This window comes from Kitasatospora sp. NPDC059462, from assembly GCF_042749955.1.
Lineage (GTDB): Bacteria > Actinomycetota > Actinomycetes > Streptomycetales > Streptomycetaceae > Kitasatospora.
Map to the genome: position 1 here is coordinate 1 of NZ_JBHYUU010000299.1, position 6,218 is coordinate 6,218.

Annotated in this window: 4 protein-coding genes and 1 pseudogene; 1 reads left to right on the top strand and 4 read right to left on the bottom strand. The window is 78.2% G+C overall.

All coding sequences use genetic code 11. The features are described 5' to 3' along the window. From ACFXAM_RS37165 to ACFXAM_RS37180, 4 genes are all read right to left on the bottom strand, one after another. The coding region (locus ACFXAM_RS37165; RefSeq protein ID WP_380298169.1) for a PrsW family glutamic-type intramembrane protease at positions 1-805 on the bottom strand (805 nt) is incomplete at its 3' end. Positions 806-931: 126 nt separating this feature from the next. Further along, entirely contained in the window at positions 932-1,762 is an 831-nt protein-coding gene (gene trmB, locus ACFXAM_RS37170) for a tRNA (guanosine(46)-N7)-methyltransferase TrmB (RefSeq protein WP_380298171.1), read from the bottom strand. A gap of 91 nt (positions 1,763-1,853) precedes the next feature. Beyond that, positions 1,854-3,089: an L-2-hydroxyglutarate oxidase gene (gene lhgO, locus ACFXAM_RS37175; RefSeq protein WP_380298172.1), complete on the bottom strand. Its 1,236-nt coding sequence runs from the start codon at positions 3,087-3,089 to the stop codon at positions 1,854-1,856. Between the two features lie 107 nt (positions 3,090-3,196). Continuing rightward, positions 3,197-4,624, bottom strand: a complete 1,428-nt coding sequence (locus ACFXAM_RS37180; protein WP_380298174.1) for an MFS transporter — start codon at positions 4,622-4,624, stop codon at positions 3,197-3,199. Between the two features lie 709 nt (positions 4,625-5,333). Here ACFXAM_RS37180 and ACFXAM_RS37185 point away from each other — a divergent pair. Then, positions 5,334-6,218, top strand: a pseudogene (locus tag ACFXAM_RS37185) (asparagine synthase); the annotation flags it as partial.

The following is a 6,218-nucleotide window of genomic DNA, read 5'->3' on the forward strand; positions in this document are numbered from 1 at the left end:
GGGGGCGCACCGGGCGCAGGTAGGGGCGCAGCCGCCGCCGGCCGCGCGCGAGCGGCCGGGCGAGCCGGCGCCGGTACGCGCGCGGCTGCCGGGGGCCGGGCAGCCGGTGCGGCCCGCCGGGTCCGGGCCGGGGACGGCCGGAGCGCAGGCCCGCGCAGCGCAGCCGCCGGCCGAGCGGCAGCAGCAGGACGAGCAGGGCGGCGCCCTTCGCGCTCTCCTCGATCACCGGGGTGACCAGGTCGGCCCCCAGCGCCTCGCCGAGGCTGCCCTGGTGGGTGCTCAGGTAGGTGCTGGTCCAGCCGTTGGCGAGGATGGCCACGGTGGTGGCGGCGCAGGCGCCCCAGCCGAGGCAGAACACGGTGTACCGCAGCGGCACCCGGGCGGTCTGGTTGAGCCAGGCGAGCCCGCCGAGCACGAAGGGCAGCGGGACCGTCGCCAGGCCGAGTCCGACCAGCAGCCCGGTGGTGCCGGTCTGGCGGCGGACCAGGTGGAGGATCAGCACGCCGCAGCCGGCCAGTGCCAGCACGACCGTCGCGCTCACCGAGGGGACCACCGACCGGCGCAGCGAGCGCGCGGCGCGGGCCGCGGGGGAGACGGGGGCCGTGCGGGCCGCGGGGGAGGCGGCCGGGGCGGCGGGTGCGTCCGTCCGGGCGGGGGCGGGCGCGGGGGCGGCGGGCAGCAGCCGGTGCGCCCGGCGCCTCCGGGGCCCCGGGATGGTCCGGGGGCCGGCGGTGGGCGTGGGCATCTCTCGGTCGTCGGCGGCCCGCACGGTGAGGTGGTACCCATCGCCGGGCGGGGTGCTCACGCGCCACAGGGTAGGCCACGCCGCCCGGCGGCCGGGGGGAGTCGGAGCGAACGCCCCGCTCCGGTCCGGCCCGCCGGCGGTCGCCGGGGCCGTCGGGGCCCGCCGGGTCGAACACCCGGCGGGGACTCAGCGGCGGCGGAACAGCAGGTCGTGCACCACGTGGCCCTTGGCGAGGCCGGCCCGTTCGAACTTGGTGACCGGGCGCCAGTCGGGCCGCGGCGCGTAGCCGGGGACGGAGCCGTCCGGGTGGTCCGCCGGCTCCAGCCAGCCGGTGCCGTCGCCCTCGGGGTGCAGGTTCTCCAGCTCCGGCGAGGCGGACAGCACGTCGAGCATCTGCTCGGCGTACGGCTCCCAGTCGGTGGCGCAGTGCACCAGCGCGCCGGGCGCCAGCCGGGGCAGCACCAGCTCCAGGAAGGACGGCTGGACCAGCCGGCGCTTGTGGTGCTTGGGCTTGGGCCACGGGTCGGCGAAGTAGACCCGCAGGCCGGCCAGCGAGGCGTCGGACAGCATGTCGCGCAGCAGGATCACGGCGTCACCGGCGGCCGGGCGGACGTTGGTGCTGCCGTCGCGCTCCAGCAGGCCGAGCAGGTTGCCGTGGCCGGGGGTGTGGACGTCGGCGGCCAGGATGCCCATGGCGGGGTCGGCGGCGGCCATCGCGGCGGTGGTCTCGCCCATGCCGAAGCCGATCTCCAGGGTGACCGGCAGGCCGCCGAACAGCGCGGGCAGGTCGAGCGGGGTGCCGTCGATCGCGATGCCGTGCTGCTCCCAGCCCCGGTCCAGCGCGCCCGCCTGGGCGTTGGTCATCCGGCCCCGGCGCGGCTGGAAGCTGCGGATGCGCCGCTCGCTGTGCTGGGCCTCGGTGGCCTTGTGCGGGTACATCGGCGCGGGGTACGCGGCGGGTGCCGCGGAGAGCCGGGCGGAGGGCGAGGGCTGGGGGATCGGGGCGGTGGCAGTCACAATCACCCGAGTCTACGGGGCCGTCGGGCGCGGGCCGCAGGGCCTGTGACGGTCCCCACGTTCCCGCCCGCCGCCCGCCTTCCGCCGGCCCTCAGCCGCCCGCCTCCAGCGCGGCCAGCGCCCGGCGGGCCACCTCCCGGCCGATCGGCAGCGAGGCCGTCGCCGCCGGGGAGGGCGCGTTCAGCACGTGCACCAGGCGGCGGGTGGAGCGCGGGTCGTCCGGGTCGAAGCCGGCGAAGGCGAAGTCGTCCAGCAGCGCGCCGTCCCGGGCCACCGCCTGGGCGCGGACGCCGGCCCCGGCCCGGACCAGGTCGGCCGCCGTGACGGCCGGCAGCAGCCGCTGGACGGCCGTGGTGAACGCCCGCTTGGACAGCGAGCGGTGCAGTTCGCCCAGCTCGTAGCGCCAGTGCCGGCGGGCGATCCGCCAGGTGCCGGGGAAGGCGGCGGTGCCGGCGAGGTCGCGCGGCCGCACGGTGCGCCAGTCGTAGCCCTCGCGGGCCAGGGCCGGTACCGCGTTCGGGCCGACGTGCACGTCCCCGTGCACGCCCCGGGTCAGGTGGACGCCCAGGAACGGGAACGCCGGGTCGGGCACCGGGTAGACCAGGCCCCGCACCAACTCCCGCCGCTCCTTGACGAGTTCGTAGTACTCGCCGCGGAACGGCACGATCCGCACCCCGGGGTCGTCGCCGGCCAGCCGGGCGATCCGGTCGCTGTGCAGGCCCGCGCAGTTCACCAGCACCCGGCAGCGCAGCTCGCCCGCCGAGGTCTGCACGGTGACGCCGTCGGCCCGCCGGGCGACCGCCCGCAGCTCGGCCCCGGTGCGGATCTCGGCGCCGGCCTCGCGGGCCAGCCGCGCGTAGGCGGCGGCCACGGCGGGGAAGTCGCAGATGCCGGTGGTGCCGATGTGCAGCCCGGCGATGCCGGTGACCTGCGGCTCGTACGCGGCGATGCCCCGGCGGTCCAGCTCGGTGACCGGGATGCCGTTGGCCCGGCCGCGCTCGGCCAGGGTGCGCAGCCGGTCCAGCTCGGCGGGCCCGGTGGCGACGATCAGCTTCCCGGTGACCTCGTGCGGGATCGCGTGGGCGCGGCAGAACTCCACCATCTCGGCGGCGCCGGCCACCGCGTACCGGGCCTTGAGCGAGCCCGGCCGGTAGTAGACGCCGCTGTGGATCACGCCGCTGTTGCGCCCGGTCTGGTGGGCGGCCAGTCCGGGTTCCTTCTCCAGCACGGTGAGTCCCAGTCCGGGCCGGGCCCCGGTCAGCGCGTACGCCGTGGCGAGCCCGACGATCCCGCCCCCCACCACCAGCACGTCGACGTCGTACCGCACGGCTCGCTCCTCGCCTCGCCTCGTCCGACCGTCCCCCGTCCGACGGCGATGCTGCCATGCCGGCGGGGGCCGGTCGAGGGGGCGTCACGGGGCGCCCGGGCGCACGGTCAGGCCGGGGCGACGATGACCGTGCGGGCCCGTTCGGTCAGTTCGCGCACGCGGCGCTCGCCCTGGAACGGCTCCAGCCTGCGGAGCATCTCCACCACGTACTCGCGGCTGCGCTGCGAGGAGATCCGCCCGGCCACGTCGACGGCGCGCTCGCCGGCCGCCACCGCGGCGTCGAGGTTGCCCGCCTCGGCCTCGGCCATCGCGGAGACGACCAGCCGCAGGCCGTGTGAGCGGACGAACCCCTCGGTGGGCCGGGCCAGCGCCTCCCGGGTGAACTGGCGGACCTTGGAGGGCACGCCGAGGTCGCGGAAGCACTCGGCGGCGTCGGCCGCGAGCCGGTCGTAGGCGTAGAAGTCGATCCACGCCGGATCGGGATCCCCGGCGCGCGCCCGCTCCAGTGCGCTCTCCGCGGCCCCGAGCGCCGTCGCGCACGCCGCCGCGTTCCGCGCCTTGGCCTGGGCCCGTGCCTCGACCAGGTGGAAGAAGCTCATCGTCCGGGTGGTGGCCAGGCCCCGGTTGCGCTCCAGGGCCGCCTGGGCGAGGTCCACGGCCTCCTCGGCGAACCCCCGGTACCCGGCCTGCAGGCTCATCGAGGCCAGCACGTAGCCGCCGAGCGGGACGTCCGCGGCGGCCCGGGCGAGCCGCAGGGCCTGGATGTAGTAGCGCTGGGCGGCCTCGTGCTGGCCGGTGTCGAACGCCATCCACCCGGCCAGCCGGGTGAGTTCGGCCGTCGCGCCGAACAGCGCCCGGCCCACCGCGTCGCTGTAGGAGGCGAGCAGCAGCGGCGCCGCCTCGACCCGCAGGCACTCCGGCACCATCGACGAACGCCAGTCCCCGCCACCGTACTTGGAGTCCCAGCGGCGGGCCTCCTGGGCGGCCTCGCGGAGCTTGGCGGCGTCCGAGTGGCCGACCCGGTAGGAGCCCGCCTCGGCGGGGGAGCGCGGCACCTCACGGGCCACCGAACCGTCGGCGGGGGTGATCAGCCAGCGGGAGACCGGGGTCGCGTACGCGGCGACCGAGAAGGTTCCGGCCAGGCTGTCGCTCCAGCGCCCGCCGCCGGGGCCGCGCCGCAGGTCGAGGTCGACCCGCCAGAGGTCGGTGGCGGAGCGGACGGCGTCGGGCACCTCGCGCGGGAAGGCGAGGCCGAGTTCGGGCGCCGGGTCGGTGTCGCCGAGCCCGATCTCCTCCAGCGGCACCGGCCGGCCGAGTTTGCCGCCGATCGCGGTGGCGATCAGGTGCGGCACGGGGCCCTGCGGCACCATGCCCTTGCTGACCCAGCGGGCCACCGAGGTCTTGTCGTAGCGGAGCGTCAACCCGCGTTGGGCGCCGAGGTCGTTGACGCGGCGGGCCAGCCCGGCGTTGCTGATCTGGGCGAGGGTCAGGAGCGTGCCGAGCCGTTCGTTCGGTCCTCGTGGGCTGACGGTCATGGTGGCGGCGGCACCTCCTGCGGCCTTGTGCGCGGGGCCCGGGAGGCCCCGGGCCGTAGCTGCTGTACCTAGAGTAGTCGGACGCGTTCCGACGGTTAAGAGGCCGCATTCCGGATGGCGGGATCGCGCGCCCGGGCCCGGCCGGCCGGCGGTCCGGCGGATTGGTCCGGACCACCCGGATCCGGCCGCCCGGGGGTGTCCGGGGGGAGCGCCGGAGCGCCGTGCTCCGGTCCCGTGTCGATGTGCGCCCGGCCGTGCCCCCTGGCCCGACCGGCTGGTCGGCGATTCGCTGGTGGTCGTGGGTCGGCCCGCCGTCGAGGACCCGGCGGGCCGGGGGATGCCGCCGCCTCCATCCCCGCGGGCGGTGGCGACGTCCGGGAGGGCATGCGGATGCCCTCCCGGGCAGAGCGACGCCTTTCGGCCATCTCGCGATGGCCATGACAGGGCGCCGTGGAGGGCGGTCCGGGCCGAGGAGGGGGAGGCCCGGCCCGCCCCGGCGGGGAGGCGGTCCGGTTGCCGTCCGGGTGTTCGAGCCGCGTGCCGACGGGCGCGCGGGGCCGCCCGGGCGCGTACCGGAAACGTCAACTCCGGTCGCCGGACGCGGAACCGGTGGCACCATGTCCTCTGACGGTGCGCCACGGGCCGGCCAGGGGCGCCGCCCGCTGACGGGCGCGCCGGGCGGTGCTGGTCCTCGTGCGGTGGAGGCGCGATGCGGTGGCTGACGGGCTGGTGCACGGGCGCGCCCCGACCGGGCGCACCGGCGCACGAGACGCCCGGCGCGGTCGCGCCGATCGCCGCGCGTCCCCTGTGGAACGGGCCCGACCCGCTCTGGGCCGTCGGCGACTGGCGGCCCGAGGAGATCCGTCTGGTCACCCTGCGACCCGGCGCGCCCGCCGTCGTCACCACCGGGCCCGCCGCCCCCGACCCGGTCGAGCCCGGACCCGCCGTGCTCCGGCTCGCCGTCCTCGGCCCCTGCGGCGCCACCGACGCCGAACTCGCCGCCGGCCTGGCCGCCGCCCGCGGCGGCGCCGTCCGCCACCTCACCGCCTGGCCCGGCAGCTACACCGTGGTGCTGCGCAGCGGCACCCGCTCCACGGTCCTGCTCACCGACCTGGCCGGCGCCCGGCCGGTCTTCCACACCCCCTGGGGCGGCGGCACCGCGTACGCCACCGCGGCCCTGCCGCTCGCCGACCTGGTCGGCGCACCGCTGGACACCGGCCACCTGGCCGCCCGGCTCGCCTGCCCCGAGGCGCCGGAGGCGCTCGGCACCGGCACGCCCTACCTGGGCGTGCAGCGGGTGCCGCCCGGGCACGCGCTGGGCCTGCGCGACGGGCGGCCGTTCCTCTCCGGGTACGACGAGCCGGGCGCCGGCGCGGGGCGCGGGCGCGGCGAGGCGGCGGCCGTCGGGGAGCTCACCCGGGCCCTGCTGGAGTCGGTCCGCTTCCGGGTGCGCACCAGCCCGGCCGGGCCGCCGGGGCGGGCCAGGCTCGGCGTCGACCTCTCCTACGGGCCGGCGTCCGCCACCGTCGCGCTGCTCGCCGCCGCCGTCCCGCTCGCGGCCGGGGCGGGCGGCGGCGGAGCGCCGCGCCGGACC